The following is a 26,024-nucleotide window of genomic DNA, read 5'->3' as shown; positions in this document are numbered from 1 at the left end:
TCCCGGGGCCCGGGTTCCGGCTAGGAGGGCGCCGCGAGCTCCGCCCACACCGTCTTGCCGGTCGTCCCCGGCGTCCTGACGACGCCCCAGTCCAGGCACAGCCGCTGGACGATGAACATGCCGTGACCGCCCGGACGGCCGGCCCGGTGCGGGGTGCGCGGCGCGGGCTGGCCGGCGCCGAGGTCGGTGACCTCCAGCCGGAGCACCTTGGAGTCGCTGGAGACACGCAGCCGGTCGGGGCCCTCCGCGTGCAGACAGGCGTTGGTGACCAGCTCCGAGACGACGAGGAGGACGTCCTCGGCGGCGGCGCGGCGGTCGGCGTTGGCCGCGGGCAGCCAGCCCCAGTCGTACAGGGCCTGCCGGGTGAAATCGCGAGCGAGCGGGACGATGCCGCTGGCGTTCCCGAGCGCCAGGGTGCGCACCCGGCCGTCGGGCAGGACGGTACCGGGTCCACCGCCGGCGGGGGCGCCGTCCGGCTCGGGGCCGAGGTCGCCCGGCGGATGCTGCCGGGTGGTGCTCATCAGCGCTTCACCTCACCGATTCACCAGTTCGCGTGTGGGTCGATACGGAGCGTGCGGGGCTCCGCACACTTTTGCGAGGGGTCCCGGAGGGATCCTTGCGGGGGTCTTCTGCCCGGCCGGACCCGGACGACACCCCCCGGTCCGGTCATGCGGCGGGAGTCACTCCGCCAGGGCCGCTTCGACCGAGTCGTGGACGGTGAAGACCGCCTCCGCACCGGTGATCTCGAAGACCCGGGCCACGACGGGAAGCATCCCGGCCAGATGGACCCCGCCCCCGGCGGCCTCGGCCCTGAGGCGGGCACCGAGGAGCACGTTCAGCCCCGTGGAGTCGCAGAACTCGAGGTGTGAGCAGTCGACCACCAGGCGTGCACGGCCTTGGTCGAGCGCGTCCTCGAGTGGCGCACGCAACAATTCCGCCGTGTGGTGATCGAGCTCACCCGCCGGAGTCACCACTTCGCTCGGGCCTTCGGTCCTTACCTCGACCCGAAGGCGGCCTCGATTCGCACTACCGACCGTCCCGCGGTCCATGCCCGTCCTCTTCGCCGATGACGTTGACGTCCGCAGAACACTACGCCTTTCGTACGCCGATCGGTAGCCGAACTCCCCCATAAATCGGACATACATGACTTTCAACACTTGCAACGTCCGGCAAGGACCGGGTAGGGCTAGAGGGACACCACCGACACGGCCGGCTTTGGAGGCGCCGCACACCGCAGCACCGCGTATGGGCATCGGCAGCCATATGCCGAGAACGATGGAGGAGACCATGTCACCCCGGCTCGACGAAACGCGTACCCCGTACGCGCCGTCGACACACAAGCACGATCACCTCGAGTCCCCCGAGCACGCCGGGCGCCACGCGTTCGACGCGTACGACGAGCACCCCCCGTACGAGCAGTACGGGCAGCACGGGCACACCGAGCAGTCCGAGGACCTCGACCTCCCGGCACTCCCGCCGTTCAACGAGGTCGGCCCCGTGGACGCGCGCGCTCTGTCGAAGACGCTCTTCGCCCGGCTCGAAGCCCTCGAGGAGGGCACGCACGAGTACTCCTACGTGCGCAACACCCTCGTCGAACTCAACCTCGCGCTGGTCAAGTTCGCCGCCTCCCGGTTCCGCTCCCGCAGCGAGCCGATGGAGGACATCATCCAGGTGGGCACGATCGGCCTGATCAAGGCGATCGACCGCTTCGAACTCAGCCGGGGCGTGGAGTTCCCCACGTTCGCGATGCCGACCATCATCGGCGAGATCAAGCGCTTCTTCCGCGACACCTCCTGGTCCGTGCGCGTCCCGCGCCGGCTGCAGGAGCTGCGGCTGGACCTCGCGAAGGCCGGCGACGAACTCGCCCAGCAGCTCGACCGCGCCCCCACGATCGGCGAGCTCGCCGAGCGCCTCGGCATCACGAGGGACGAGGTCGTCGAGGGGATGGCCGCGAGCAACGCCTACACCGCGAGCTCCCTGGACGCGCAGCCCGACGAGGACGAGACAGAGGGCACGCTGGCGGACCGCATCGGCTACGAGGACCACGGCCTCGAGGGGATCGAGTACATCGAGTCCCTGAAGCCGCTCATCGCCTCGCTGCCGCCGCGCGACCGCAAGATCCTGTCCCTCCGCTTCGTCGCGGGCATGACCCAGTCCGAGATCGGCGACGAGCTCGGCATCTCGCAGATGCACGTGTCGCGTCTGCTGGCCCGCACGCTGAACAGGCTCAGAAAGGGCCTCACGGTCGAGGAGTGACTCCCCGCCCGCAGAACCCCGCCCGAAGGGTCCATTCCGTCAAGGGATGGGCCCTTCCGCCTTATTGACGGTGGGGTCCGGTATGGGCCACATTGAGCCGGGGTTCAGGGGGGATGGTGGGGCCATGGGGGAGGCGCTGGAAGCGCGGATGCGCGACCGCCTCGGCAGGGAGTGCCTGTACGTGCCGTCGTGCCGGCTCGGGCTGTACGTGGCCCTGCGCCACTGGTGCCGGCCCGGCGGGCGGGTGCTGATGTCGCCCGTCAACGACGACGTCATCTTCTTCGTGGTGCTGGCGGCGGGCCTGCGTCCCGTCCAGGCGCCGCTGGACCCGAGGGACGGCTCGATCGACGCGTCCGCCGTCCCCGGGGCCACCTGGCGCAGCCTGGACGCGGTCGTCACCACCAATCTCTACGGCAACCCCGACCCGGCGCCCGCGCTGCGCGCCCGCTGCGACGCGCTGGGCATCCCGCTGCTGGAGGACGCGGCGCACGCGATCGGGTCGATGGCGGCCGGCCGGCCGGTCGGCTCCTACGGCGACGCGTCCGTGTTCAGCCTCTCCAAGCACACCGCCGCCAAGACCGGGGGCTTCCTCACGTTCGCCGACCCGGCCCTGCGAAGCGCCCTTCTGGAGGCCCGCGACGCCCTCCTCGTCCCCTCCCGGCTCTCCGCCGAACTCGTCTTCGCCTTACGGCCGTACGCGGAGGCGGGCGTGCGGGGGCTGCGCCTCGTCCGCGTGGCGCGGGCCGTGATGCGGCTCCTCGGCATGGAGGAGCGCGAGGGCATACGGATGCCGCTGCGGCCGGACGAGCTGAGGCAAGCGGTCGCGCAGGCGCCCGCGCTCCCGCCGTTCCACTCCTGGGCGCGGGTCGACATGCACGACTACCGGATCAGCCCGGGGCGCGCCCGGCTCCACCGCACAGCGCGGCTGCTCGACCGCCTCGACGACCGTCTCGCGGCCCATCTCGAGGGCACCCGGCGGCTGCTGGCGAGCCCTTGGGCGGAACCCGGGCCCGGCCCTGTCCAACCGCTGTTCCGCGTCCCTCTCCTGGTCGCCGACCGGGACGCGGCCATCGCCGCGCTGGCCCGGCGCCGCATCACCACCGGCTACCTCTACGACCCGCCGCTCGACGACTACGCCTCCGATCTCTTCACCGATCCGTCGCCCGACCCGGGACCGGCCCGCTGGTTCGCCCGTCACGCCCTCCCGGCCGATCCGCTCGGGGCGGAGCGGATCATCGCCGTGCTGGAAGCGGCGGGGGTGCGGCCGGCGGGTGCCCCGCCGATCCCGGGCCCCGGTCCGGCCGGCGGCCCCGGAGGCGGGACCGGTGGCTGAGACGACCCGGGTGCGGCAGCCCGGCACCGCCGCGGTCGGAGGGACGCCTGCCGAAGGGGCGGCCGACGGGTCCGCCGGCGGCGACTCCATGTTCCGCAACGCCTATGCGCTGATGCTCTCCACCGGGGTCTCCGCCGCACTCGGGCTGGGCTTCTGGCTGGTGGCCGCCCGGTACTACACCGAGGAGGCCGTGGGGCAGGGATCGGCCGCCATCGCCGCGATGCGGCTGCTCGCCTCGATCACCGCGACGACGATGATCGGCGCGGTGGTGCGGTACGTCCCGAGGGCCGGACGGGCCACCGGCCCGCTGGTGTGGCGGGCGTACGCGGTCAGCTCGGCCGTCGTGTGCGCCGCCTGTGCGGCGTTCCTGGTCACGCTCGACCTGTGGGGCCCTTCGTACGCCCCGCTGCACGGCCCCGTCGCCGGAGCGGTCTTCACCGCGGCCTGTGTCGCCTGGGCGCTGCTCACCCTGCAGGACGGGGTGCTGACCGGGTTGCGCAAGGCGGTCTGGGTGCCGGTCGGCAACGCGGTGTTCTCCATCGGCAAGCTGCTGCTGCTCATCGTCTTCGCGGGCGCGGTACCTGTCCTCGGGGTCTTCGTGTCGTGGGCTGCGGCGATCGCCCTGTCCGTACTCCCCCTCGGCTGGCTGGTGTTCCGTCGGCTGATACCTCGTCAGGCCGCTGCCGACCGCGACCGCGAACCGCCGCGGATGCGTGACGTCGGCCGCTTCCTCGCCGGGGACTCCGTCGGCGCCCTGTTCTCCCTGGCGATGATCAATCTCCTGCCGGTGATGGTCGCCGTCCGTTTCGACGCCGCCCACAACGGCTTCTTCTACATCGCCTACACCGTCGGCGGCACGATGGAGTTCATGGCCATCAACATGGCCTCGTCGCTCACGGCACACGCCTCGCACAGCCCCGGCGGCCTTGCCGAGGGAGTGCGCGGCGCGCTGCGCCGGATGGCGGTGCTGCTCGTCCCGGTCGTCGCCGTCCTCGTCGCGTTCGCCCCGCTGATCCTCGCCCCGTTCGGCGCCGACTACGCCGAGCACGGCACGACCGTGCTGCGGCTGCTGGCCGCCGCCGCGCTGCCCCGCGTCGTCGTGGAGCTGTACATCGGCGTCCTGCGCGTCCAGGGCCGTACGGGCGTGCTCGCGGCGCTCCAGGGCGCGATGTGCGCGATGGTGCTGGGGAGCGCGGCGGTACTGACGGGCCCGGCCGGAATCTCCGGCGCGGGCCTGGCGATGCTGCTGTCCATGTCACTCATGGCGCTGGTCTCCGCGCCCGGCGTCCGGGCGGCGCTCGCCGGGCGCGAGCCCCGTCCGCCGCGCGGGACACGGCCGTTCGTGCCGCGTCGGCGGCCGGCCACCGACGACTACGGCACGACCTGGGCGCGCCGGACGGCCGAACGGCGGGCCTCCGCGGCGGTCGGGCAGGACCCGGGCCGGACCCGGGAGACGGTGTATCTGCGGGGTGTGCACGAGGCGGCGACCCCGGCGTTCGGGATATCCGTGTACGCGCCGCCGGAACCCCCGGCGTCCGCGGGGCGCGAGGAGTCCGGCACGGCCGTCTGGCTGTGGCTGCTGCTGGGCCTGGCCGCCGGACTGTTCTGGTTCCCTCTGGCCGGGGCGCGGGACGTACCGGCCGGACCGCTGTCGGGCCGGGAACTGCTGCACGCGCTGCCGCCGCTGACGGTGACGGCCGGGGTGCTGCTGGTGGTCGTGTACAGCGGGGCCGTGGCGCTGGACCGGATGCGGCCGGTCCTGCTCACCACCGCCCTGCTCACCACCGCCGCCGCGCTGCACACCGCCCCCGCCCTGCTGGGCGTGCGGCCCGCTCCCGCCTCGGGCCCCGGGCACGAGGCCCTGGCGGACGTGCTGCCGGCCGGGGCCGTCGGCGGCACTGACGTGTTCACCGTCCTGCCGCCCGTGCTCCAGCTGCTCTGCCTGGGGCTGGCCGCCACCGCCCTGCGGGCCCTGGGCGTGCCCGGGCGGATCACGGCGGCCACGGTGTGGGTCCTGGCGGTGACCGGCTGGGCCGCCCAGGACGCCTTCGCCGCCACGGCACTGCCGGTGTCGGCCGGTTTCCTCGCAACGACGGTGGCGGCGCTCGCCCACCGCCGGACGACCCGCGGCGCCGTCCGGCGGAAGTCCGTCAGCGGCTCGGGACCGGCTGTCTGAACCAGTCGTCCCGGCCGGCGAGCCGGTAGCCCTCCAGGCCCGGTCCGCCGTTGACCGTCAGATCGCAGCCCTCGCCCGGCACCGCGCGGTTCCAGTGGACCATCGCCTTCACCTTGGGCATGGTCCTGGCGACCTGCGGGACGGCGGCGTACCACTCGCGCTGCCGGTCGGGGTCGGCCGGATCGGGCACGGTCGCGAACTCGGCCAGCATCAGGGGCTTTTCGCCGGAGATGTTCTCGATCAGCCAGTCGTGGCTGGGGCGCTGGCTGCGTTCGAAGTCCTTCCAGTCCGTGGTCTTGTGGCAGGTGTAGTAGTTGTACTGGTCCATGGCCAGCCAGTCGACGTACTCGTCCCCGGGGTAGAGCCGCTTCATCAGGTCGGCGCTGCCGAGGTAGCCGGAGACCGTCCACACCCACACCACGTTGCGCGCGCCGAGCCTCTCGAAGCGGTCCCGCAGGTGCCGGTAGGCGGCCACGTACTCCTCCGGAGTCCCGGCGCCCTCCTTGATCCGGGCGTCGACCTCCTGGTCGAAGGAGAGGAAGACCCGCTTCCCGTAGGCCTTGATGCGGCGGATCTGCGGGTCGACGATCTCGGTGTCGTACCGTCCCGACGCGATGTTCTTCCAGCCGAGCTGCGTCTCGGTCCAGCCTGCGTGGTGCGGTTCCTTCCACACCGTGGACTCCCAGGCGAGCATGAGCAGCCGGTCACGGCCCAGTTCCTGTTCGTCCGGGGTGAGCAGCCGGCCGTCGAGCTCGTTGCCCGACATGTCATGGTACGTGTACACGAGGTCGAGCCGGCGCCCGATCTTCTTCTCGAACGCGTACACCGGCGCGGTGAGCGAGCCGTTCTCGTCGTAGGGGATGTACGCGCCCCACCAGGCGCCGCAGCGCGGAGCGAGTACGGCGTCGGGGGCGCAGGGCCCGCCCGGGGGCCCACCGGACACCGCGTTCTCCGGCAGGTCCTCGTCCGCGGGGCCGCCGTCGGCGGTGGCCCAGATCCCGATCCCGGCGAGGAAGGCGGCGACGGTGGCGAGGACGACCGCCGCCCCCGCGCGCCGGCGGGATCCCGAATGCCGTCCGCTCATCGGCCACCGCCGTCGTGTTGAGCACGTCCGGCCGCGTCGCCGCTCGCGCCGTCGGCCGTGCCTTCGCTCCCCGATCGCGGGACCGTCTCCCCGGCCGGGGTTGCGGGAGGCGCCTCCCGGGAGAACCCACGCGCACGTCCGGCCGCGCCGCGCGTGGCCGCGGGGAGCGGGAGTCCCGGCAGTGCGGCGACGACCGTCGCGAAGGCGGCGAGCGGCAGCAGGAACGCCGTCACCGTGAATCCCCGGACCAGGAACAGCGAGGTGGCGGTGAGCACGCCGATCGAGAGGCTGATCGGGGCGGCCAGCGCGAACGCCTCCAGCCTGGCGCCGGGCCGCAGGCCCTCCGGCTGCGGGTGCAGCAGCGCGAGGCCGGGGCCGAAGCAGACGAACAGGAGCACCGGTACCCACCTCGCCGGTGAGCCCCCGGGCAGCAGGGTCGCCGCGAGCGCCACCCAGCCGGACAGCGCGACGGCGGCTCTGAGCGGGATCTCTTTCGGCATCGGGACTCACCTCGCTGGTGATCGGTATTCGAGTACGACGCCGTAGGGGTGTTCCTCGACGACGGTGAAGAGCGGGGACGCGGCCAGCTTGCCGCGCAGCGTCGCGAAGCCGCCGGGAGGCAGCAGCCCCTCGCCCGCGGTGTAGATGTCCTGGGTGCGTGTGAGGACGACGTACGCCCGCGTCCCGGGAGGGATGCCGTCGGCCAGATAGCGGGCCGGGTCGGCGAGCATCCGCTCGTTCGCGGGGAGCTCCTGCTCGGCGAAGAACCAGTGCTCCAGCCGGTCGTAGCGGTGCAGCGCCATCGGGAAGGACCCGGTGGCGGCGAGGAGGAGGCTCCCTTCGGGCGCCCGGTCGACGGCCCTCGTGACCAGTGCCGTCTCGGCGGGCGGGGTGTAGTTCATCCGCTCCTTGCCGTAGTACGACGGCAGGAATCCGGCGGCGAGCGCCACCAGCGACACGGGCAGCGCGACGCGGGCCACGCGCCGGCGGACGGTCCTGGCGCGCGCCGAGGCGTCCCGGGACACGCCGGCGGCCGGCACGAGGGCCGCGGCGGCGAAGAACGCGGCGCCGGGCAGCCCGAACAGATAGACGCGGAAGAGCATTTCGCCGCCGTAGTCGTTGACGGCGAACAGCGGGAGCGGCGCCGCCGACACGAGCAGCAGCGGAAGGGCGCTCCGGGTCAGCCTGCGGCGCGTGAACACGGCGGCGGCGGCGAGCGCGGCGATCGCGAGCACCATCAGGACGTTGGCCCGGCCGGCGAGCTCGGGTCCCGGTCCGGTGAGCTGTCCGGCGTACCCCGCACGGGAGTTGCGGGTCAGTTCGCCCAGGGACTCGCGCAGGGTGCCGAGCGTCTCGATGAACAGCGGCCGTCCCATCGTCAGGTCCCAGGCCAGCATCAGGGCTCCGGCGACGGCGAGGAGCCCGTAGTTGCGGTAGCGGCGGGTGAAGAGCAGGGCGAACAGCGATACGCACAGCATCACCGGGGTGAGCTGGTGCGAGGCGTTGATCGCGGCGATCAGGGGCGCGAGGACCAGCACGCAGACGGCCCGCTGCCGCCTGCCGGTCGGCGGCGGCACGGCGGCCGCGGCCGGGTCGAGGAAGGTGCGGTCGCGCAGCCTCCCGGCCGACCCCGGCAGCACGAAGTGGCGCAGCACCACGGCCAGTACGGTCAGATGCAGGAGGTACGCGAAGCCCTGCGGGGCGAGGTAGTCCTGGCCGACCCAGTTGGCGAGCTGGAAGATCCAGACTCCGGTCCACACCAGACGCCAGTCCTCGGTGAAGGTCCGGTACATCAGGACCAGCACGGGGATGAGCAGCAGCCCCAGCACCACCGGGGCCCAGTTGAGGTACGCGGCGGCGCTCTCGACGCCGAAGGCGCGCACCAGGGCGGCGTTGAGTCCGAAGAAGCCGGGCCACTGGTCGTAGGCCGACATGTTCCCCGACAGCGCGGCATGGGGCCGCAGTTCGCCGTTGGCCAGGAGGGTGTTGACGACGGCGTCGTGCTTGGAGGCCCACGGGTAGCGCACCGAGTCGTACAGGACCGCGGGTGGGGCCTTGAGCGCGAACAGCATCGCCACGCAGTGCGCGGCCGGCCACCAGGGCGCGGTGCCCGCGCGTCGCAGCGCGAGCAGGAAACCGCCGGTGAGCACCAGCAGCGCGGCGAGGAACACGGCCGGCAGCCGGTCGAGGAGCCCGTACTCCCCCATCGTGCGGAAGCCGATGCGCGGCAGCGCGTACACCCACAGACCGAGGCCGAGGAGGAGCGGGAGCCAGGCGGGGTCGGGGAGGGGCGGCCCGCTCCGCGGCGGGGCGCCGTGCCCGGCGGGTTGCCGGTGGTCCTCGGACCGGGCCACGGGCGGCAGCGCGCTGCTCCCGGTGACCGGTGTGGGCACGCGTTGCTGCTGCACCGTGCGACTCCCCCCACGGATGTGGGCACGGCTGTCACGCCACTGCCCCTTCAGCGAAGTATAGGAACCTGATTCTGATTTGCGCGGCTCTCGACCATCTTCACCCGTCAGCCCGCGAATTCCGGGCCCTTCACCGCCGCCCGTGCCCGTCGGTAGAGACGCCAGCCCACGGTGGGCAGCGAGTCCGGGTACGGGGCGGCCCGCGCGCCCGTGCCGTCCATCCACGCCTCGACGTCGGCGACACCGTGGCCGCGGCGCACGATGAGCCGGGCGATCCGGTACGCCTCGTCGGTCTCCGAGCTGAGCGCGTGGCGTACGGCGACGGCGGACTCGTACCCGGCCGCCCGGACGGCCCGGCGCACGGCCCGGCTGTTGTAGCCGTGCGGATAGGCGAGATGGCGCACCTCGTGGCCGAGCGCGTCCTCCAGGACGGCCTTGGAATGGCGCAGTTCGTACCGCAGCCGCCGGGCCCCGAGCGTGTCGAGCTGCGCGTGGGTGACGGTGTGGCCGCCGACCTCCATGCCGTACCGCTCCAGCAGCGGAGCCTGGGCCAGCGTCATCATCGGGGCGGGCGGCAGCAGACTGCGGAGCCCGGGGGTGATGGCGCCGGTGGTGAGATACGCGGTCGCCGGCAGTCCGCGGTCGGCGAGGGCCTCGGCGGTGGGTCCGGGGAGATCTGCGAAGCCGTCGTCGAAGGTGAGGACGACGGGTCGGGGCGGCAGGGGGGCACCGCGTCCGGCGAGGTGGTCCGAGAGGGCGCTGATCAGGATCGGCGTGCGGCCGCTGGCGACGACGGCGTCGAGCTGCGCGGCGAACTGGGCGGGGCTGACGGTGAACTCGGCGATCCAGTCCGGCGGGTCGTCCATGACGGCGTGGTAGAGCAGGACGGGAATACGGGCTGTTCGGCCCTCTGTCCGTGCTCGGGTCGCCCGGGGTTCCGGGCGCTCTCGGGGTTCCCGGGGTTCCGGGCGCTCTCGGGGTTCCCGGGGTTCCGGGGGATCTCGGGGTTCCCGGGGTTCCGGGGGATCTCGGGGTTCCCGGGGTTCTGGGGGTTCTGAGGTGGCGCGAGGTCCGTGGGGTCCTTTGGGTTCGTGGGGTCCTTTGGGTTCGTGGGGTCCGTGAGGCACACGAGGTTCATATGGCATGCAGGGCTCCTGTGGTGCACGTGATGGGGTCATCTCTCCTCCCAGGGGAGTGGCAGGCCGCGGACCCGGCGACGGGCCCTGACGTATCCGAGGGGCCCCGCGAGCATCCCGCGCCGCTCCAGCCGGGAAAGGCTGCGCGGCCAGGGGTGGCTCGCGGCCCCGTGCTCCCCGGGCACACCCACGGCGCCGTCGCGGTGCGCGGTCGTCGCCCGGGCGTGGGCGAGGCCGCGGGGCAGCCGGGCGAGCAGCGCAGGCAGCAGACCGGGCCGGCGGGCGACGAGCGCGGTGAGGTACGCGGTGAGACCGGCGCCGTAGCCGAACGCCTGGTTCCGCAGGTCGCGCTCGGTCTCCCGGTGGTGGTGCCAGACCAGCGCGTCGGGCGTGTACCGCAGCCGGTGACCGTCAGCGAGGATTCGTACGAACGCGTAGAGGTCGTCGCCACCGCGGGCCGCGGTCCCGGTTCCGGTCGCGGGGTCGAAACCGCCGGCCCCCCTCAGCGCCCGGGCACGGAAGGCCATGTTGGCGCCGGAGCCGAAACGGCCCGCGGTGAAGGGGAACAGCGGATCGTCGACGGGCGGCCGCGCCGGGTCGTACGTGCGGGGAGCGAAGCCCTTGGCGAAGCCGCCGTGGCTCTCCAGCAGGATCTGGGCGGGTGTGCCGAGTCGCGCGGGGAGGATCAGCCCCGTGACACAGCCGATGCGGGGGTCCTCGGCGAACGGCGCCGTGAGCGCGGTCAGCCAGTGCGGATCGGCGACGACGTCGTCGTCGGTGAAGGCGAGCACGATGCCGTCGGCGGCGGCGACACCGCGGTTGTGGGCGACGGCGAGACCCGGCACGGGCTCGTGCACGTACCGCACCCGCTCGCCGTACTTGCGCTCGATCAGCTCCCGGGTGGCGCCGGTCAGCGGTGCGTTGTCGACGACGACGATCTCGAAGTCCGGATGGTCCTGGGCGAGCAGGGAGTCCAGGGCGCGGGCGAGCGGTCCGGGGCGCTCACGGGTGGCGACGACGACGCTGGTCCGGGGCGGAGCGGCCCGGGGCGCGTCCCCTCCCGGAGCGGCGGGAGCCGAGGGCGCGGCAGGGTGCGGTGCGGCGCGACGGCGGGTGACGGCTCCGCGCGCCGGGCGGCCCGCGGCGCCCGGCGCCAGTCGGTCACGGGCCACCGCGGCCAGGACCTCCGCCGGGTCGGCCCCGTCCGGCACGGTCGCGATGAGGGTGCCGACGGGACGGCCCCGGCGCCGTACCAGCACGAACACCTCCCCCGGCCCCACGGGGGCCCCGCCAGGCCCGGGACGAAGGGCGAGCACGCCGTGGGCGGTGGCGCGCCGGGCCGCGTGCGGTTCCGCGGACGACGGCGGATCGAGGGTTTCGAGGTCCAGCTCGGCGACCTGCATGGCGCGTGGTCGCGGCGGGACGGGAGGGACGTTCGGCATGCAGGTCTCCCCGAGTGGTGTCGTCGGCATTGCCCTTGTGCGGTCGGCCCCGTTCCGGTCCCTCCGGTCCGGTCGACCGGTGCGGCCCCGTCCCGGTCCGGTCCGGTCGCCCCGTACGCGCCCGGCGTTCGTCGTCCCCGTCCCGGCGCGGTCCGGTGAACCGCGCGACCGGTACGCGACCGGTGCGCGAACACGTGCGACGACCGGTGCGCCGGTCGGCCGGTCAGGCACCCCTCAGCCGGCCGATCCGGCTGAGGGTCCGCTGCGCGTACCCGGCGAGACGCGGCCGGCCGCGGACGAAGCTGTGGGCGCGCCGCCCCGGCTCGCGACTCAACCGGTGGAGCGCGGCCGCCGGCCCCGGCCGGACGGACGAGCCCTCGCGGACCCGGAGTTCACCGGTCTTGAGCGCATCCTTGTACTCGGCGGCGCCGCGGCCGAGGTCGAGCATCCCGATGCCGGCGCCCGCCGCGGCCTCGGCCATCCGCAGATGCAGGATCAGCCCGGGCGAGTACTTCGCGTACGCGGTGTCGTAGGCCGGGAACCAGCAGGACAGCACCGTGCGCGAGCGCAGCCCGAAGTGCGCGGCGACCGGGCGATCCGCCGCGTACAGCACGGACAGCACGCCCGAGCAGCCCGGCGTCCGTGTGTCGTGGAGCCGCCGCACGAGCGTGCTGATCCACTCCCGGGCGAAGCGGTCCCGGCGGCCGGTCCTCCGGTACTGGGCGGACTTCCAGGCCATGAGCGTGCGCAGCGCCGAGGGGTCGCGCTCGTCGAAGACGAACCGCACCTCGCCCGCCTGCCGGCCCAGCCTGCGTTCCTTGGCCGTGGTGGTCCTGAGGAACTTCGGCGACTGCTCGCGCAGCCGCTCCTCGTACGCGGCGTACCCCTCGCCCACGTCGATCACCGGCGAGGCGAACTCCTCGGCTCCGCCCGGCTCGAAGAGGCCCTGTCCCGCCTCCAGGTTGTCGAACTCCCACACGGAGAGCGAGCAGGCCCGCAGCAACTCGCGCGCGGAGAGGACCAGTCCGGGCCGCAGCACGGCCCCCTGGCAGTCGGAGACACCGAACCCGATGGCCCGGCCGTATCCGAACGGGCCCTTCTCGTAGGGGAAGAAGCCGGCCGGTACTCCGTCGTCCTCGACGACCGCGACCCTGGCGGCCGGTCGCACACCGGCGACGGCCAGGGTGAACTCCGGCTCCATGAACGGACTTGCGGGCGCACCGGACTTGGCGCGCAGTTCGCGCCAGGACTCGGCCTCCCCCTCGTCCAGCTCCCCGGGCCTGACGACACGAATGCGCACACCGCTCAACTCGACCCCCCGGTCTCCCCCTCGAGCTCTCCCGGACAGGACGGTACCGGCCGAAAACGCCCCGCAACAGGGAGTGAGGGTCAAGCTGTGACCAACCCGGGAAGAGGTGTGAAGTCCTGTGGAAGGCGGTGCCAATGGGGCGAATCGTGGAGTCGCCCGCCCCCGGACCGACGCGCCGAAACCCTCCGCCGGACAGCTCGCGGCTCCTGGCGGACGCCTTCCGCGGCGTTCGCGCCCCGCCGGTACCTCAGATGGCTCGCGCCCCCCGTCGCCACACCTCGCGCACCAGCGGAACCCCCGGGCGGTAGGCCAGATGGACATGGCTCGGGGCGTCCAGGACGGCGAGGTCGGCGCGGGCGCCGGGCGCCAGGCGGCCGATGTCGGTACGACGCAGTGCTGCGGCTCCGCCCGCCGTGGCGGACCAGACGGCCTCGTCCGGAGTCATCCCCATGTCCCGTACCGCCAGGGCGATGCAGAACGGCACGGAGGAGGTGAACGACGAGCCCGGGTTGCAGTCCGTCGACAACGCGACGGTCACCCCCGCGTCGAGCAGCCGGCGGGCGTCGGGCCACTCGGCGCGGGTGGAGAACTCGGCACCCGGGAGCAGGGTCGCGACCGTGTTTCCGCTCGCGAGGGCGTCGACGTCCGCCTGGGTGAGGTGTGTGCAGTGGTCGGCGGAGGCCGCCTCCAGCTCGACGGCGAGCTGGACGCCGGGTCCGTAGGTCAGCTGGTTGGCGTGCACGCGCGGAACGAGTCCCCTGGCCGTCCCCGCCGTGAGGATCGCACGGGCCTGGTCCCCGTCGAACGCGCCCTTCTCGCAGAACACGTCGACCCAGCGGGCGTGCGGGGCACAGGCATCGAGCATCTCGCCCGTCACGAGCGCGACGTATGCGGCGGGGTCGTCGGCGTAGTCGGGTGACACGATGTGGGCACCGAGGTAGGTCACCTCCTCGGTGTGCCGCGCGGCGATGCGCAGGGCGCGGGCCTCGTCGGCCACGGTGAGCCCGTACCCGGACTTGGTCTCGAACGTGGTGGTGCCCTGGCGCAGCGCCTCGTCGAGGTAGCGGGTGAGGTTCGCCTCGAGTTCCTCGTCGCTCGCGGCACGGGTCGCGGCGACGGTCGTCCTGATCCCGCCCGCCGAGTAGGCGCGGCCGGACATACGGGCGTTGAACTCGGCGGTGCGGTCGCCGGCGAACACGAGATGCGAGTGCGAGTCCACGAACCCGGGGATCACGGCGCGGCCGCCCGCGTCGTGGCGCTCGTCGGCGTCCGGGGCGTCGGCGGCACGGCCGGCCCAGGCGACGGTGCCGCCGTCGAGGACGAGGGCCGCGTCCTCGATCAGACCGAGCGGGCTGCCGTCGCCGAGGGCGGGGTCGTTGGTGACGAGGGTGCCGATGCGGGTGATGAGAGTGCTGCTCATGGTTCCTCTCCGTGGCCTTCCGTCCCCCTACGGAGAGGGGCACACCGTGACGGGTCCCATGCTTCCACAGGCCCCTCTCACCGGCCCCGGCCGGCCCCGAGGGGCCCCGGGCACGTTCTCCGTGCGCGCGTCGGACGATCCCCGCCCGCGCCGGTCCCGAGGGAGCCGGCCGGGGTCACCGTGTGCGGGTCAGACGATCTTCGAGCCGTACACGTGGTCGACCGGCATGGTCATCAGCACCCTGCGGTCGGACACCATCACCGACCGGTACTCGTCCCAGTCCGGGTGCTCACCGGCGGCCCGGCGGTAGTACTCCACCAGCGCCTCCGCCTCAGGACCGGTTCACCGATCGCGCCGCGGCGTCCGCAAGGTGACCGAGGCACACACGTCCGGATTCACGGTCGTGGGCAACCACCTCGCCCAGCACCGGGGCCTGTCCTGCCTGGCGATCGGACTCGCCGTCCACATCCAGTCGCTGCGCGCCGGCTCGCCGGTGGACATCCGCTCGCCGACGGAGCGGTTCCCCGAGGGCCGGGACCGCTTCGCCGCCGCCCTCCGCGAGTTGGAGAGGCACGGCTACCTGGAACGGCGCCGGGAACGGCTCCCCGACGGCACCTGGACCACCGTGACGTACGCGTACAACAACCCGGCCGCCACCACCGCCAGGCGCGCCCGTGAGGCGGCGGCCGATGCGCCCCCCGAGTCCGGTCCGGGACCGGTTGCGAAGCCGGCGTACGCCCGCGCCCCTGCCCACGACCCCCGGCGCGACCGTCCGTCGACCCGCTGCAGAACTGCGACCGCTGCGACCACGCCCTCCGCGCACCGGAGCCCGGCCTCTGCGGTGGTCGTGCGGAGTCCCACCCCGCCCCACCGCCCCCACGAAGGACGCCTGGATGAACGTGATGACTCGGGCCCCAGGGCACAGACGAGGAGCGCGCGCCATGGCCATCGACTCGCACACGACGCCGCGCCCGCCCCGCGGCCCGCTCCGACGCCCGGTGCCCGCGCCCGGTGAGCCGCTCAGCCGCGCAGCGCCCCGATCGCCTCCGACAGGGCCGACGGCACGTCCGGCACCAGAGTGTGGACCCCGTCGCGTACGACATGGCGCCCGGCCACGACCGTGTGGCGGACGTCCGCCGAGGTGGCCGCGAAGACCGCGGTCTCCGCGCCCAGCCGCGGCAGCGGGCCGGCCGTGCGCACCGAGTCCAGTGCGACGGTGGTGAAGTCGGCGAGCGCTCCCGGCTCCAGACGTCCCGCGTCGTCCCAGCCGAGCGCCGCGTGCCCGTCCGCAGTCGCGGCGCGCAGCAGGGACGCGGCCGTCCAGTGGCCGCGGGTGCGCGTGCGCAGCCGTTCGTCCATCTCCATCGCGCGCGCCTCCTCCAGGATGTCGATCACCGCGTGGCTGTCGCTGCCGAGCGACAGCGGTGAGCCCGCCTGCTGGAGCGCCTTCGCGGGGCCGATGCCGTCGGCGAGGTCCCGTTCGGTGGTGGGGCACATACAGGTGCCGGTCCCGCTGTCGCCGAGGAGGCGGATGTCCTCGCCCGTGAGATGGGTGTTGTGGACTCCGGTGGTGTGCCGGCCGAGCACTCCGTGGTCGGCGAGCAGCCGCGCCGGCGTGCAGCCGTGCACCTCCAGGCAGGCGTCGTTCTCGGCGGTCTGCTCGGAGAGATGGACGTGCAGGGGCGCACCGCGCTCCGCCGCCCAGGCGGCGACCACGGGCAGCTGCGCCGCGGGGACCGCGCGTACGGAGTGGACCGCCGCGCCGATCCGGGCCAGCTCCCCGCCCTTGAGCAGGGACACCCGCTCGGCCCACGCCTCGGCGGTGCCGTCGGAGAAGCGGAGCTGGTGCTGGTCCGGGGGCTCCCCGCCGTGCTTGTTGGTGATGGCCGAGGACAGGTACGCCGTGTCGAGCAGCGTGATGCGGATGCCCGCGTCCGCCGCGGCGGCGATCATCGCCTCGCCCATCGCGTTGGGGTCGGCGTACGGCTTGCCGCCGGGCGCGTGGTGCACGTAGTGGAACTCGCCGACGACCGTGATCCCCGCCAGCGCCATCTCCGCGTACACGGCGCGCGCCAGCGCGTGGTAGTTCTCCGGGGTGAGCCGGGAGGCGACCTGGTACATGAACTCGCGCCAGGTCCAGAAGGTCCCGGAGCCGACCTGCACCAGGCCGCGCAGCGCTCGGTGGAAGGCGTGCGAGTGGGCGTTGGCGAGTCCGGGGACCGTCAGGCCGCGCAGCACCTCGGTCCCCGGTTCCGGGGTCTCCGCCCCGGTGCGTACGGCCGTGATCCGGCCGTCCGCGACGTCCAGGGACACGCCCGGCTCGACGTGCGTGCCGAGCCAGGCGTGCTCCAGCCAGTACGTCGTCACCTGCACGCGAGGCCCTCCAGTACGTCGGCGAGTGCGAGGACCCCGGCGACGCAGTCGTCCTCCGCGGCGTACTCGGCCGGGGAGTGGGAGACGCCCGTCGGGTTCCTTACGAACAGCATGGCGGTCGGCACGGCCGCGGAGAGGATTCCCGCGTCGTGTCCCGCGCCGGTCCCGAGCAGCGGGGCCCGTCCGCCCAGCAGCCGGCCGATCTCGTCGCGCAGCGCGTGCCCGAACTCGACGACGGGGGTGGACGACTCCCGTACGACGGCGAGGTCGACGCCGTCGCGCTGGGCGCGGTCCTTGGCGGCCTGCTCGATCGCGGCGACGACCGTGTCGAGGGTGGCCTGGTCGGCGGCGCGCGAGTCGAGCCAGCCGCGGACGAGGGACGGGATGGCGTTGACGCCGTTCGGCTCGACGGAGATTTTGCCGAAGGTGGCGAGGGCACCGGCGAGTTCGGCCTCGCGCCGGGCGGCGAGGACGGTCTGCGCGTACGTCAGCATCGGGTCGCGGCGGTCGGCGAGGCGGGTGGTGCCCGCGTGGTTGGCCTCGCCCCGGAAGTCGAAGCGCCAGCGGCCGTGCGGCCAGATGGCGCTGGCGATCCCGACGGGGTCGCCGGAGACGTCCAGGGCGCGGCCCTGCTCGACGTGCAGTTCCACGAACGCGCTGATGCGGGCGAGGCGTTCGGGGTCGGCGCCGATGGCCTCCGGGTCGTGGCCGGCGGCCTCCATGGCCTCGGGCAGGCTCACGCCGTCGGAGTCGCGCAGCGCGTACGCCTGCTCCTTCGTCAGCTGCCCGGCCGTGAGACGGGAGCCTACGCAGGCCAGGCCGAAGCGGGCGCCCTCCTCGTCGCCGAAGTTGGTGATCGCGAACGGCCGGGTGAACTCCACACCCCTGCGGCGGAGTTCGTCGAGCGCGGCGAAGGAGGACACGACGCCCAGGGGGCCGTCGAAGGCACCGCCGTCGGGCACGGAGTCCAGATGGGAGCCGGTGACGACGGCGTCACCGGCGGTGGGGTCGCCCAGCCAGGCCCACTGGTTGCCGTTGCGGTCGGTCTCGTGGGCGAGGCCGCGGGCCTCGGCCTGCTCCCGGAACCAGTCGCGGCAGTCGGCGTCGGCCCCCGTCCAGGCGTACCGGCGGTATCCGCCGCTGGTCGCGTCCCGGCCGATGTGCCGCAGATCGGCCCACATCTCCTGGAACGAGCGGGGCCTCGGTGCCGCAGCCCCGCCCCCGGCGGGGGCGTCCAGGGAGCGGTCGCCCGCGGGAGGGCCGTCCGGCTGCCGGTCGTGCACGGTCACCGGGCATCACCCTCCCGCATCGGGACGCGGACGCCCTTCGCCCGGGAGACGGACTCGGCGATGTCGTAACCGGCGTCGACGTGCCGGATGACGCCCATCCCGGGGTCGTTCGTCAGCACACGGCGGATCTTCTCGCCGGCGAGCCCGGTGCCGTCGGCGACGGTGACCTGGCCGGCGTGGATGGAACGGCCCATGCCGACGCCGCCGCCGTGGTGGATCGACACCCAGGAGGCGCCGGAGGCCACGTTGACCATGGCGTTCAGCAGCGGCCAGTCGGCGATGGCGTCCGAGCCGTCGAGCATCGCCTCGGTCTCGCGGTACGGGGAGGCGACGGAGCCGCAGTCGAGGTGGTCGCGGCCGATGGCCAGCGGAGCCCGGAGCTCGCCGCTCGCGACCATGTCGTTGAACCGCTCGCCGGCGCGGTCCCGCTCGCCGTAGCCGAGCCAGCAGATACGGGCCGGAAGGCCCTGGAAGTGGACGCGCTCGCCGGCCATCCTGATCCAGCGGGCCAAGGACTCGTTCTCCGGGAAGAGGTCGAGGATCGCCCTGTCGGTCCTGGCGATGTCGGCGGGGTCGCCGGAGAGCGCGGCCCAGCGGAACGGGCCCTTGCCCTCGCAGAAGAGGGGCCGGATGTAGGCGGGCACAAAGCCGGGGAACGCGAAAGACCTTTCGTAGCCCGCCAGTCGCGCCTCGCCGCGGATCGAGTTGCCGTAGTCGAAGACCTCGGCGCCCGCGTCCATGAAGCCGACCATGGCCTCGACGTGCCGCGCCATGGACTCGCGGGCGCGGGTGGTGAACCCGGCCGGGTCCTTCGCCGCGTACGAGGCCATGTCGTCGAAGTCGACGCCCACCGGGAGGTAGGCCAGCGGGTCGTGCGCGGAGGTCTGGTCGGTGACGATGTCGATCGGCGCGCCCATCGCGAGCAGCTGCGGCACCAGCTCGGCCGCGTTGCCGAGCACGCCGATGGAGAGCGGGCGGCGGGCGTCACGGGCCTCGGTGGCCAGCCGGAGCGCGTGCTCCGGGCTGTCGGCCTTCACGTCGAGGTAGCGGTGCTCGATACGGCGCTCGATCGCCCGGGGGTCGCAGTCGACGCAGATGGCGACGCCGTCGTTCATGGTGACGGCGAGCGGCTGGGCGCCGCCCATGCCGCCGAGTCCTGCGGTCAGCGTGATCGTGCCGGCCAGCGTGCCGTCGAACTTCTTGGCCGCCACGGCCGCGAAGGTCTCGTACGTGCCCTGGAGGATGCCCTGGGTGCCGATGTAGATCCAGGAACCGGCGGTCATCTGGCCGTACATGGTGAGGCCGAGGGCCTCCAGGCGCCGGAACTCCTCCCAGTTCGCCCAGTCGCCGACGAGGTTGGAGTTGGCGATCAGCACGCGGGGCGCCCACTCGTGGGTCTGCATCACGCCGACCGGGCGGCCGGACTGGACGAGCATCGTCTCGTCCTGCTTCAGCGTCCTCAGCGTGCGGACCATCGCGTCGAAGGAGCGCCAGTCGCGGGCGGCCTTGCCGGTGCCACCGTAGACGACGAGCTTGTCGGGGTGCTCGGCGACCTCCGGGTCGAGGTTGTTCTGGAGCATGCGCAGCGCGGCTTCCTGCTGCCACCCAAGGGCGCTCAGTTCCGTACCACGCGGTGCCCGTACGGGGCGGGGTCCAGACATGCCGATGCCTCCTCGCGGCGTTGATTCGACTATTCACATCCTTGCGCCCTGAATAAATCCAGTCAACAGGGCCTCGCGAAGAGGGCGGGAACGCAGGGGCGGGGCGCGGCACCCGTGGCCGCGGGGAGCCTGGCACGGTCCCTCGGTACGGGTGGACCCCGCCCCCGGCACGGATGATTGACTGGAGACCATGGCGCATCAGGCTTCAGACCGTCGTGACCAGGCCGTACGAGCGGCCGTGGAGCAGGGCCTGCTCACGGAGGCCGACCCCGTCGCCGGGCTTCTCGACATCGCCGGCGTGAGGGCCTCGGCCGCCGCGCTGCGGGCCGCCTTCGAGGAGATCACCGACGCCCCCGTCCTCCACGCCTTCGCCGTGAAGGCCGCACCGCTGGTGCCGGTGCTGCGGCTGCTGGACTCCGAGGGCGTCGGGGCGGAGGTCGCGAGCCCGGGCGAGCTCGCGCTGGCGCTCGCCGCCGGGGTACGGCCGGAGCGGATCGTGCTGGACTCGCCGGCCAAGACCCGGGCCGAGCTGGCCGAGGCGCTCGACCTCGGGATCGCCGTCAACGCCGACAACCTCCAGGAGCTCGACCGCATCGACGACCTGATCCGCTCCGGGTCCGGCTCCGGGGGCTCGCAGCTCGGGCTGCGCGTCAACGCGCAGATCGGCGCCGGCGCGATCGGGGCGCTGTCCACGGCCACCGCGACCTCGAAGTTCGGCGTCGCCCTCCGCGACGAGGGCACCCGCGAGCTCGTCGTACGCGCCTACCTCGACCGGCCCTGGCTGACGCGCCTGCACACCCACTCGGGCTCGCAGGGACTGGGGCTGGAGCTCATGACCCAGGGCGTCCGGGCCGTGTACGAGCTGGCCGAGGAGATCAACGCGGCCGCCGGCCGTCAGCAGATCGACACCGTCGACATCGGCGGCGGTCTGCCGGTCAACTTCGCCACCGACGAGGAGACTCCGACCTTCTCCGACTACGCCCGTGCGCTGCGGATCGCGGTCCCCGGACTGTTCGACGGGCGCTACGGGCTGGTCACCGAGTTCGGCCGGTCACTGCTCGCCAAGCACGGCACGGTCCTCACCCGCGTCGAGTACACCAAGACCACCGGCGCCCGGCCCATCGCCGTCACCCACGCGGGTGTCCAGGTCGCCACCCGCACCGTGTACGACCCGGCCTCGTGGCCGCTGCGGATCGCCGCGTACGACGCCGAGGGCGCGCCGAAGGCCGGTGCCGCCGTGGTCCAGGACGTCGCGGGGCCGGCCTGCTTCGCGGGCGACCTGCTGGCGGAGGCGCGGGAGCTGCCCCTGCTGGAGCCGGGTGACGTGGTCGCCGCGCTGGACACCGGGGCGTACTACTTCAGCAGCCACTACGCCTACAACAGCCTCGCCCGACCGGGCGTGCACGGCTTCCACGCGGATCCTGGCGGGGTCCGGTTCTCGACCGTACGGGCGCCGCAGACGGTCCGGCAGATAGTGGCCGAGTCGGGCGGGGACAGCCCGGACGCACTGCTGTAGCGGGCGACTGTCGTACCCCGGTGGTTCCATGAAGCCATGACAAGCAGAAGTGTCGTCGTCGAGCGGCGCATCGCCGCGCCCGTGGACCGCGTCTGGGACGCGCTGACCGACGTCGAGGGCTCCCAGCGGGTGCTCAGCGGCGTGGAACGCATCGAGAAGCTCACGGAGGGCCCCTTCGGTGTCGGCACCCGCTGGCGCGAGACCCGGCGGATGTTCGGCAAGGAGGCCACCGAGGAGATGTGGGTGACGGCCAGTGAGCCGACCGAGCGCTTCGTCGTCGAGGCCGACAGCCACGGCACGCACTACGTGTCGGAATTCGCGCTGCGCCCCGACGGCCCGGAGACGACGACGGTCCGGATGACGTTCTCCGGCAGCACGCCCGGAGGCGTCGCGGGGCTGCTCGCCAAGGTGCTCGGCCCGCTGGGCGAGCGGGCCGTGGCCAAGGCCGTCGCGAAGGACCTCGCCGACGTCGCGGCCGCGGTGGAGGCGCGCGGCGACTGACGCCGGGTGCGCGGCCCCGTCCCGGCCCGAAACCCGTACCCGGCACCCCGCGCCCCGGACGGCCCAACGACCCGGCGTGCCGCGGGCATCATGGACCGGTGGTCGGGCAGAGACTTTCCCAGCCGGCAACGGGAACGGGAGAGGATCCATGGCCACATCCACGTCCACGGGACCGCAGGAGCACGAGGGGGCGCTGAAACGCGCCATCGGCCCGAAGCTGATGATCCTCTTCGTCATCGGCGACATCCTCGGCACCGGCATCTACGCCACGACCGGCAAGGTCGCGGGGAAGATCGGCGGGGCGCTGTGGCTGCCGTTCCTGATCGGCTTCGTCGTGGCCCTGCTGACGGCGGCGTCGTACGTCGAACTCGTGGGCAAGTACCCGAAGGCGGCGGGGGCCGCGCTCTACACCCAGAAGGCGTTCCGGCTCCCCTTCCTGACCTTCATCATCGCCTTCATGGTCATGTGCTCGGGCCTGTCGTCGGCGAGCGCCGCCGCCCGCGCGTTCAGCGGTGACTACTTCCAGGAGTTCACCGACGCGATCCCGCCGACCGCGATCGCGATCGCCTTCATCCTCGGTCTCGCCGCGATCGCCCTGCGGGGTGTCGCGGAGTCGGTGAAGACGAACATGGTGCTGACGCTGGTCGAACTGTCCGGTCTGGCCGTGGTCCTGGGAATCGGTGCGTGGGCCGTGCTGAGCGGCGGCGGGGAGCCGTCCCGGCTGGGCGAGTTCCACTCGAGCGGCACCGGCTACGCCCTGCTGACGAGCGTGCTGGGCGCCACGGCACTGGGGTTCTTCGCCTTCGTCGGTTTCGAGGACTCCGTCAACATGGCGGAGGAGACGAAGGACCCGGTCCGCACGTTCCCCCGCGCCATCTTCATCGGTGTCGGGGTGACCGGCACGATCTACGTCCTCGTGGCGCTGGTGTCGTCGCTGCTCGTGGACTACCGGGTCCTCGCGGAGTCCGACGGCCCGCTGCTGGAGGTGGTGAAGGCCGGCGGGGTCGCCTTCCCGCCCAAGCTTTTCGCGGCCATCGCGCTCTTCGCGGTCACCAACTCCGCGCTGATCAACATCATGATGGCCTCGCGGCTCTGCTACGGCCTCGCCAACGAGAAGGTGCTGCCGCGCGGCATGGCCCGGGTGCTCCCCCACCGCCGCACCCCCATCACCGGCATCGTCTTCGTCACCCTGCTCGCCATCGGCCTCGTCTCGACCGGTGAGATCGAAGGACTCGGCGACACCACGGCGTTCCTGCTGCTGTGCGTCTTCGCGGTGGTCAACGTGGCGGTGCTGGTGCTGCGCAGGGACCGCGTCGAACTCGCCCACTTCCGTACCCCGACGGTCCTTCCGGTGCTGGGTGCGATCACCTCCGTCATCCTGGCCAGCCCGCTCTCGGAGCGCGGTTCGGACGTGTACATCCGGGCCGGTGTGCTGGTCGCCATCGGCATCGTGCTGTGGGGCGTGAACAAGCTGTGGATGAGGCTGCGGCACGAGGAGACGGCGGCCTGGGGCTCCGCGGACTGAGGTCCCGGCCGGGACCGGAACCGGGCGGACCGGGACCGGACAAGCCGGGACCAGCGGGGCCGGGACCCGACGGACGGGACCAGCGGGGCCGGGACCGGACGGGCCCGGGGCTCCGCGGCGCACGGGCGACGGGCTTCGCGGGCCCGTGACACCGTCGGCCGGGCCCCGCGCCCCGGCCGCGGCGAGGACCGGGTCCCGGCGTGGCCCGGCGACGGCAGGGGCGTCCGCTCAGGGCGGCGTCGGGCCGCGCCAGGGCCGACCCGGACCGCGTCGGGCGGGCGGACCTTAGCGGACCGCCCGCATGTTCCGATGGAAAATGCCAGAACTTCCACCTGCCGCCACTGCGGTGCGTAACCTTACGGCTACGGACATACGTCCGAGCCGTACGCACACGTGCTGGAGGGGGATTTCCGCGTGCCCGGGATCGACGAGTGTCTGCTCCACGCCATGCGGCTGCCCGGAGTCCGCGGTGCCGCCCTCGTCGACTGGACCAGCGGACTCGCCCTCGGCACGGTTGGGGACGCGGCCGGGAACGACCACGAGACGGCGGCGGCCGAGACCGCGGAACTGGCGCGCATGGCGGCGGAGCATCCCACCTTCACCCCCGTGGGGGCCGCAGAAGGCCCGGACGCGCACCACGGCAAGAACCCTCCGGTGGAGGATCTCGTCGTCACCACCCGTACGTGTTATCACGTTCTGCGCTTCGTCGAGACGAGCTTCGACAGCAGCGTCCTGCTCCATCTCTGGCTCGACCGCGCGGACGGCAACCTCGCCCTCGCCCGGCTCAGAATGCGCGACCTGACCGAGCGGCTGGTGCTGGAGTGACCGTCTCCCCGATGCTGCTGCGGCTCGCCTCCGAGCGGGCCACCGGCGCCCTCTTACGGGACCGGGGAACGCTCTATCTCGTCGAGGGCCGCGTCGTCCACGCCGAGAGCCCCGCCGCTCCGGGGATCGACGTACTGCTCGCCGCGACCGGACGGCTGCGCGCCGAGGGCTGGACGGAGGCCCTCCGCGAGGCCGGGGCGAGCGGCGCGGTGGGCCGGTACCTCGTCGACAGCGGCCTGGTGTCCGGCGGAGAGCTGGAGATCTGCCATCTCGGTGCGCTCTACGACGCGGCGTTCTTCGCCCTCGCACCGAGCAGCGGCCCCACTCGCTTCCGCTACGGCGTGGCCCACTGGATAGGCCCGGTACGGCCCGTGGCCGCCGAGGCGGTCGAGCGCGAGACCCTGCGGCGCCGGGCCCTGCTGGACCGTCTCTGGGCGCATCCGGAGACGGACACCGCCCCCGTGGTGCCCTCCTCCCGGCCCGTCCCGATCCGGGCCGCCCCGCGGCAGCGCGCCGTCCTCGACCTTGCCGACGGGGTGCGCACTCCCGCCGACATCGCCCGGGCCCTGGGCCGTCCCGCGTTCCACACCCTCATCGACGTACGCCGGCTGGCCGCAGCCGGGCTCGTCGAGACCCCGCGACCGAGCGCCATGGCGCCCGACCCGCCACTCGATGTCGCGCGCGTGATGGAGGTGTCCGCGGATCCGGACATCGCCCTGCTCCGCCGGCTCCGTGACGCCCTGGAGGCAACGCTGTGATGCGCGCGATGAGGCAGCGCGCCGAGAGGAGACAGCTGATGACCGCGAGCACCGGGGTCCTCGACGAACTGCATCGGTTGAGGACCCGGTTACCGCAGCTCACCGGCGCCCTCGCGGCCAGCGTGGACGGCCTTGTGCTGGCCAGGGACACACCGGACGCGGAGGCGGAGACCATCGCCGCGCTGACCGCCGCGGCACTCGGCGTGGCCGTGCGGCTCACCGAGGCGACCGGCCAGGGCCGCTTCCGTGAACTGCTCGTCCGGGGCGAGAGCGGTTATGTCGCGACGTACGCGGCGGGCACCGCCGCCGTGCTCACCGTGACCGCCGAACCCCGGGTCAACGTCGGCCGGTTGCACCTCGAGGCCCGCAGGGCCGGGGCGCGCATCGGCGAACTCGTGAACGGAGCACTCGAACGCCCCTGAACCAGCCGGCGGCGACGACCGTGCGTCCCCGGCCGGAGGCCTGCCGCCGCCTCGCGCAGTCCGGCACCCCCCGGAGCCGCGGACAGCCCGACAGCCCGACAGCCCGACACAACAACACACCAATCGAACCGAACAGTTCCCCAACAAGGAGAGGCACCACCATGGCGAACACCGAGACGACCCTCAAGGAAGCGATGACCGTGATCGAGGGTGCGGTCGGCGTCGCCCTCGTCGACTACACCAGCGGCATGGCCCTGGGCACCCTCGGCGGCGGCAAGCACCTCGACCTGAACGTCGCGGCCGCGGGCAACACCGACGTGGTGCGGGCGAAGCTGCGCGCGATGGAGATGCTGGGCCTCCAGGACGAGATCGAGGACATCCTCATCACCCTGGGCGGGCAGTACCACCTGATCCGGCTGCTCAAGGCACGCGGCGGCAACGGGCTGTTCCTGTACCTGGCCCTGGACAACCAGCGCGCCAACCTGGCGATGGCCCGCCACCAGCTGCGCAAGATCGAGGCCGAACTGGAGGTCTGACGGGCCCCACCGGCGCCCCGCCGACCGTTCAGCGGCGCCGAGCCCCGCCCGGGG

Annotated in this window: 23 protein-coding genes and 1 pseudogene; 11 read left to right on the top strand and 13 right to left on the bottom strand. The window is 73.3% G+C overall.

Annotated features, from left to right (window positions below; translation table 11 throughout):
- Nucleotides 1-20 precede the first annotated feature (20 nt).
- Together O7595_RS20115 and O7595_RS20110 are read right to left on the bottom strand one after the other, a co-directional pair.
- Nucleotides 21-521, bottom strand: coding sequence for an ATP-binding protein (locus O7595_RS20115; protein ID WP_269730043.1), 501 nt, complete (start codon nt 519-521; stop codon nt 21-23).
- A gap of 159 nt (nt 522-680) precedes the next feature.
- Entirely contained in the window at nt 681-1,049 is a 369-nt protein-coding gene (locus tag O7595_RS20110) for an STAS domain-containing protein (RefSeq protein ID WP_269730042.1), read from the bottom strand.
- Between the two features lie 226 nt (nt 1,050-1,275).
- Here O7595_RS20110 and O7595_RS20105 point away from each other — a divergent pair, with 226 nt between their 5' ends.
- From O7595_RS20105 to O7595_RS20095, 3 genes are all read left to right on the top strand, one after another.
- Nucleotides 1,276-2,256, top strand: coding sequence for an RNA polymerase sigma factor SigF (locus O7595_RS20105; RefSeq protein WP_269730041.1), 981 nt, complete (start codon nt 1,276-1,278; stop codon nt 2,254-2,256).
- A 124-nt stretch (nt 2,257-2,380) separates the two neighbouring features.
- Complete coding sequence (locus O7595_RS20100) at nt 2,381-3,589, top strand: DegT/DnrJ/EryC1/StrS family aminotransferase (RefSeq protein ID WP_269730040.1); 1,209 nt, start codon at nt 2,381-2,383, stop codon at nt 3,587-3,589.
- A complete protein-coding gene (locus O7595_RS20095; RefSeq protein ID WP_269730039.1) occupies nt 3,582-5,765 on the top strand; it encodes a lipopolysaccharide biosynthesis protein in 2,184 nt (727 codons plus the stop codon). Before O7595_RS20100 ends, O7595_RS20095 begins: the two co-directional genes overlap by 8 nt.
- Here O7595_RS20095 and O7595_RS20090 read toward each other — a convergent pair.
- From O7595_RS20090 to O7595_RS20055, 8 genes and pseudogenes are all read right to left on the bottom strand, one after another.
- Entirely contained in the window at nt 5,740-6,849 is a 1,110-nt protein-coding gene (locus O7595_RS20090) for a glycosyl hydrolase (RefSeq protein ID WP_269730038.1), read from the bottom strand. The genes O7595_RS20095 and O7595_RS20090 overlap by 26 nt on opposite strands.
- The gene (locus O7595_RS20085; protein WP_269730037.1) at nt 6,846-7,349 is read right to left on the bottom strand and encodes a hypothetical protein; all 504 of its coding nucleotides are present in this window, start codon (nt 7,347-7,349) and stop codon (nt 6,846-6,848) included. Before O7595_RS20085 ends, O7595_RS20090 begins: the two co-directional genes overlap by 4 nt.
- 6 nt (nt 7,350-7,355) lie before the next feature.
- Nucleotides 7,356-9,257 carry a hypothetical protein gene (locus O7595_RS20080; protein WP_269730036.1) on the bottom strand — a complete coding sequence of 634 codons (1,902 nt, stop codon included), beginning with the start codon at nt 9,255-9,257 and terminating at the stop codon, nt 7,356-7,358.
- A 107-nt stretch (nt 9,258-9,364) separates the two neighbouring features.
- Nucleotides 9,365-10,123, bottom strand: a complete 759-nt coding sequence (locus O7595_RS20075; protein ID WP_269730035.1) for a polysaccharide deacetylase family protein — start codon at nt 10,121-10,123, stop codon at nt 9,365-9,367.
- A gap of 308 nt (nt 10,124-10,431) precedes the next feature.
- Nucleotides 10,432-11,796 (bottom strand): glycosyltransferase, encoded by a 1,365-nt coding sequence (locus tag O7595_RS20070; RefSeq protein WP_269732552.1) that lies wholly within the window; start codon nt 11,794-11,796, stop codon nt 10,432-10,434.
- A 262-nt stretch (nt 11,797-12,058) separates the two neighbouring features.
- Nucleotides 12,059-13,135, bottom strand: a complete 1,077-nt coding sequence (locus tag O7595_RS20065) for a GNAT family N-acetyltransferase (protein ID WP_269730034.1) — start codon at nt 13,133-13,135, stop codon at nt 12,059-12,061.
- Between the two features lie 256 nt (nt 13,136-13,391).
- Nucleotides 13,392-14,564, bottom strand: coding sequence for an imidazolonepropionase (gene hutI / locus O7595_RS20060; protein WP_269730033.1), 1,173 nt, complete (start codon nt 14,562-14,564; stop codon nt 13,392-13,394).
- 189 nt (nt 14,565-14,753) lie between these two features.
- Nucleotides 14,754-14,903, bottom strand: a pseudogene (locus tag O7595_RS20055) (PPOX class F420-dependent oxidoreductase); the annotation flags it as partial.
- A 31-nt stretch (nt 14,904-14,934) separates the two neighbouring features.
- On the opposite strand from O7595_RS20055, the gene O7595_RS33920 reads away from it, so the two are divergent.
- Nucleotides 14,935-15,579, top strand: a complete 645-nt coding sequence (locus O7595_RS33920) for a helix-turn-helix domain-containing protein (RefSeq protein WP_443071672.1) — start codon at nt 14,935-14,937, stop codon at nt 15,577-15,579.
- 5 nt (nt 15,580-15,584) lie between these two features.
- On the opposite strand, the gene O7595_RS20045 is transcribed toward O7595_RS33920, so the two are convergent.
- The 3 genes from O7595_RS20045 to hutU all read right to left on the bottom strand — a co-directional run bounded on the left by O7595_RS20045 (nt 15,585) and on the right by hutU (nt 19,887).
- The gene (locus O7595_RS20045) at nt 15,585-16,937 is read right to left on the bottom strand and encodes a formimidoylglutamate deiminase (protein ID WP_269730032.1); all 1,353 of its coding nucleotides are present in this window, start codon (nt 16,935-16,937) and stop codon (nt 15,585-15,587) included.
- Complete coding sequence (locus O7595_RS20040; protein ID WP_269732551.1) at nt 16,928-18,118, bottom strand: allantoate amidohydrolase; 1,191 nt, start codon at nt 18,116-18,118, stop codon at nt 16,928-16,930. Before O7595_RS20040 ends, O7595_RS20045 begins: the two co-directional genes overlap by 10 nt.
- A 104-nt stretch (nt 18,119-18,222) precedes the next feature.
- Nucleotides 18,223-19,887, bottom strand: a complete 1,665-nt coding sequence (hutU, locus tag O7595_RS20035; protein ID WP_269730031.1) for a urocanate hydratase — start codon at nt 19,885-19,887, stop codon at nt 18,223-18,225.
- A gap of 190 nt (nt 19,888-20,077) precedes the next feature.
- On the opposite strand from hutU, the gene O7595_RS20030 reads away from it, so the two are divergent.
- The 7 genes from O7595_RS20030 (at nt 20,078) to O7595_RS20000 (ending at nt 25,970) form a co-directional block, all read left to right on the top strand.
- The gene (locus O7595_RS20030) at nt 20,078-21,403 is read left to right on the top strand and encodes a diaminopimelate decarboxylase (RefSeq protein WP_269730030.1); all 1,326 of its coding nucleotides are present in this window, start codon (nt 20,078-20,080) and stop codon (nt 21,401-21,403) included.
- 36 nt (nt 21,404-21,439) lie between these two features.
- A complete protein-coding gene (locus O7595_RS20025; RefSeq protein ID WP_269730029.1) occupies nt 21,440-21,904 on the top strand; it encodes an SRPBCC family protein in 465 nt (154 codons plus the stop codon).
- Nucleotides 21,905-22,052: 148 nt separating this feature from the next.
- Complete coding sequence (locus O7595_RS20020; RefSeq protein WP_269730028.1) at nt 22,053-23,429, top strand: APC family permease; 1,377 nt, start codon at nt 22,053-22,055, stop codon at nt 23,427-23,429.
- A gap of 414 nt (nt 23,430-23,843) precedes the next feature.
- The gene (locus tag O7595_RS20015) at nt 23,844-24,254 is read left to right on the top strand and encodes a hypothetical protein (RefSeq protein WP_269730027.1); all 411 of its coding nucleotides are present in this window, start codon (nt 23,844-23,846) and stop codon (nt 24,252-24,254) included.
- A gap of 11 nt (nt 24,255-24,265) precedes the next feature.
- Nucleotides 24,266-25,012 (top strand): transcriptional regulator, encoded by a 747-nt coding sequence (locus O7595_RS20010; protein WP_269732550.1) that lies wholly within the window; start codon nt 24,266-24,268, stop codon nt 25,010-25,012.
- 38 nt (nt 25,013-25,050) lie between these two features.
- The gene (locus O7595_RS20005; protein WP_269730026.1) at nt 25,051-25,434 is read left to right on the top strand and encodes a roadblock/LC7 domain-containing protein; all 384 of its coding nucleotides are present in this window, start codon (nt 25,051-25,053) and stop codon (nt 25,432-25,434) included.
- A gap of 161 nt (nt 25,435-25,595) precedes the next feature.
- Nucleotides 25,596-25,970 (top strand): hypothetical protein, encoded by a 375-nt coding sequence (locus O7595_RS20000; RefSeq protein WP_138054836.1) that lies wholly within the window; start codon nt 25,596-25,598, stop codon nt 25,968-25,970.
- Nucleotides 25,971-26,024: the final 54 nt, after the last annotated feature.

Origin of the sequence: Streptomyces sp. WMMC940, from assembly GCF_027460265.1 — a bacterium.
GTDB lineage: Bacteria > Actinomycetota > Actinomycetes > Streptomycetales > Streptomycetaceae > Streptomyces.
Note: the sequence above shows the minus strand (reverse complement) of the source record. Positions and strands in the feature narration are given on the sequence as shown.

Bases quoted from the DNA above. Each gene is read 5' to 3' on its own strand.
- O7595_RS20025 (WP_269730029.1), top strand. From the start codon at position 21,440: ATGACAAGCAGAAGTGTCGTCGTCGAGCGGCGCATCGCCGCGCCCGTG.
- hutU (WP_269730031.1), bottom strand. From the start codon at position 19,887: ATGTCTGGACCCCGCCCCGTACGGGCACCGCGTGGTACGGAACTGAGC.
- O7595_RS20105 (WP_269730041.1), top strand. From the start codon at position 1,276: ATGGAGGAGACCATGTCACCCCGGCTCGACGAAACGCGTACCCCGTAC.
- O7595_RS20085 (WP_269730037.1), bottom strand. From the start codon at position 7,349: ATGCCGAAAGAGATCCCGCTCAGAGCCGCCGTCGCGCTGTCCGGCTGG.
- hutI (WP_269730033.1), bottom strand. From the start codon at position 14,564: ATGAGCAGCACTCTCATCACCCGCATCGGCACCCTCGTCACCAACGAC.
- O7595_RS20030 (WP_269730030.1), top strand. From the start codon at position 20,078: ATGGCGCATCAGGCTTCAGACCGTCGTGACCAGGCCGTACGAGCGGCC.
- O7595_RS20010 (WP_269732550.1), top strand. From the start codon at position 24,266: ATGCTGCTGCGGCTCGCCTCCGAGCGGGCCACCGGCGCCCTCTTACGG.
- O7595_RS20000 (WP_138054836.1), top strand. From the start codon at position 25,596: ATGGCGAACACCGAGACGACCCTCAAGGAAGCGATGACCGTGATCGAG.
- O7595_RS20110 (WP_269730042.1), bottom strand. From the start codon at position 1,049: ATGGACCGCGGGACGGTCGGTAGTGCGAATCGAGGCCGCCTTCGGGTC.
- O7595_RS20075 (WP_269730035.1), bottom strand. From the start codon at position 10,123: ATGGACGACCCGCCGGACTGGATCGCCGAGTTCACCGTCAGCCCCGCC.
- O7595_RS20115 (WP_269730043.1), bottom strand. From the start codon at position 521: ATGAGCACCACCCGGCAGCATCCGCCGGGCGACCTCGGCCCCGAGCCG.
- O7595_RS20070 (WP_269732552.1), bottom strand. From the start codon at position 11,796: ATGCAGGTCGCCGAGCTGGACCTCGAAACCCTCGATCCGCCGTCGTCC.
- O7595_RS20100 (WP_269730040.1), top strand. From the start codon at position 2,381: ATGGGGGAGGCGCTGGAAGCGCGGATGCGCGACCGCCTCGGCAGGGAG.
- O7595_RS20020 (WP_269730028.1), top strand. From the start codon at position 22,053: ATGGCCACATCCACGTCCACGGGACCGCAGGAGCACGAGGGGGCGCTG.
- O7595_RS20040 (WP_269732551.1), bottom strand. From the start codon at position 18,118: ATGTGGGCCGATCTGCGGCACATCGGCCGGGACGCGACCAGCGGCGGA.
- O7595_RS20090 (WP_269730038.1), bottom strand. From the start codon at position 6,849: ATGAGCGGACGGCATTCGGGATCCCGCCGGCGCGCGGGGGCGGCGGTC.
- O7595_RS20005 (WP_269730026.1), top strand. From the start codon at position 25,051: ATGACCGCGAGCACCGGGGTCCTCGACGAACTGCATCGGTTGAGGACC.